This window comes from Streptomyces sp. SID11385 (genome assembly GCF_010548245.1).
Lineage (GTDB): Bacteria > Actinomycetota > Actinomycetes > Streptomycetales > Streptomycetaceae > Streptomyces.
On sequence record NZ_JAAGLR010000235.1, the window covers coordinates 1 to 1979 of the forward strand.

1 protein-coding gene and 2 pseudogenes are annotated in these 1979 nt (G+C 75.3%); 1 reads left to right on the forward strand and 2 read right to left on the reverse strand.

From position 1 onward, the window contains the following. A pseudogene (locus tag G3I42_RS07180) lies at window positions 1-532 on the reverse strand (translation initiation factor IF-2); the annotation flags it as partial. Window positions 533-678: 146 nt separating this feature from the next. Next, window positions 679-1629: a LysR family transcriptional regulator gene (locus tag G3I42_RS07185; protein WP_164283458.1), complete on the reverse strand. Its 951-nt coding sequence runs from the start codon at window positions 1627-1629 to the stop codon at window positions 679-681. Window positions 1630-1768: 139 nt separating this feature from the next. On the opposite strand from G3I42_RS07185, the pseudogene G3I42_RS07190 reads away from it, so the two are divergent. Continuing rightward, window positions 1769-1979: pseudogene (locus tag G3I42_RS07190) on the forward strand (MFS transporter permease); the annotation flags it as partial.

Consider the following 1979-nt stretch of genomic DNA (forward strand, 5'->3'; position numbering starts at 1 on the left):
CCGGCGCCGTGCCCGGCGCCGTGCCCGCGCCAGGCAGCTTCGGGATGTCGGGGATGCCAGGAGTGCCCGGGAGCCCCGGCAGCCCTGTGCGCCCCGGGAGGCCGGGCACGAGGGCGGCCGGGAGGACAGGCGGGGCGGCGTCGGCGCCCGCCCCCGCGTCCATGCCGCCTTCGACGCCCGTGCTCGGCGGCGGCGAGGGCTTGACCTTGTCCGCGTGCGCCTTCGCCGCCGGTTGCGGCAGTGGCAGCCAGGGCGCGTCCGAGTTGCCCGAGACGAGCGTGGCAGCGATGACGGCCGCGTAGGCCCCGCAGGCGAGGCCGAGACCGAGGCCGAGCCTGCGGTAGCGGCGGCTGCGGCGCCCGGACGCGTCCACGAAGACGGGCCCTTCGGCGCCGTCGTCGGCTGCTCCGGTACCGGCGCCGTCCTGCGCCGGAAGGTCGGCCGAGCGGCGGCCGAGGCTGTCGAGATCGACGGTCACGCCCTGCGGCTCGTGACTACGTCCCGTGGTGACGTCTTCTCGCCAAGTTTCCACGATGTGCGCACTTCCCCCATCGAGCTGGTACGGGTGCGCGGGCGGCCCGGGTGCCGCCCCTCACCGGACCGGGCCCCCACCCGGTCCGAGCGCCCCCCATTTGTCCCACCGCGCCCGGAAGAGCAAGGTAACGCGTTGACTCGTGGTCAAAGTGCCTCTTGTACGGGACTCATCATGATGAGTGCATCTTTGGTCGGAAGCCATGCGAAAGGTGGCCGAATAAGCCATGATTCGGCGCCCGCGCATGCGTGCGCGGCCTCGCGCAGCGCGTCGAGCCCGGGGTGGCTCCGCCCCGCGCGCCACACGAGGGACACCGGCGAGAGCGGTACGGGCTCGACGAGCGGTCGCAGCACGCTCCCCGCGAGCGCGGGCAGCCCCGTCACCGAGAGCACCGGCCGCCCCTTCTCGGCCATGACGCGCGCGAACTCGGCCTCGCCGACGACGAGCGGCGCGGGCGGGGCGAGCGCGATGCCGTACGGGGCGAACAACTCCTCGGCGAGCGCGGTCCATTCGGCGGTCCGCGCGTTCCCCGCGCCCGCGTACACCTCCTCGCCCGCGAGGGCGGCGAGCGGGACTTCGGGCAGCCCGGCGAGCGGGTGACCGGCGGGCAGGACGATGCCCATCCGCTCGTAGGCGACGGGCTGGTGGTCCAGCCCGGCGGCGAGCACGGGCGGCAGCCCGGCGAAGCGGCCGAAGGAGGCGTCGATGCGCCCGGCGTGGATCTCGGCGGCGGCGTGCGTGAGCCCGCTCTCGTACCGGACGACGAGTTCGCAGCCGGGAGCCGCAAGGGTGCGCGCGTGCGCGACGACGCGTTCGCCGAGCAGGCCGGGGCTGTTGACGTCGACGAGGAACGGACCCGGCGTCGCGAAGGCGGCGCGGAGAGCGTCGTGCGCGTCGAGGAGGCGGCGGGCGAGCGGGACGAGGAGTTCGCCCTCCGGCGTGAGGGAGACGCTGCGCGTGGAGCGGACGAACAACTGCGCGCCCAACTCCCTTTCCAGGCGCCGCACGTCGCGGCTCAGGGCCTGCTGGGCGAGGTAGAGGCGGGCGGCGGCACGGGTGAAGTGCAGCTCGTCGGCGACGGCGAGAAAGGCGCGCAACAGGCGCGGCGGGATGTCGGCTGAGACGGGCACGGCGTGAACCTAGCCGGTGGCACCGCGCCATTGACAACGGGGAGCGGTGAATCGGCGCCCGGACAGGTGTTGGACCGGGCGGGGGCCGCGCCCCGAGCCTTGACACATGCCGATCCTCCTCCGGGGCGCCCCGCCGTGGGCCCCCTACCGTGCCCTGCTCACACTGCCCTCCGCGCGTCTCTTCACCGCCGCGGGCGCCCTGGCGCGGCTCCCGGCGGCGATGTGCGGCGTGAGCACCGTGCTGCTCGTGGCGCGGGCCCACGGCTCGTACGGGCTCGCGGGGGCCGTGTCGGCGGCGGGGCTGCTCGCGACGGCGC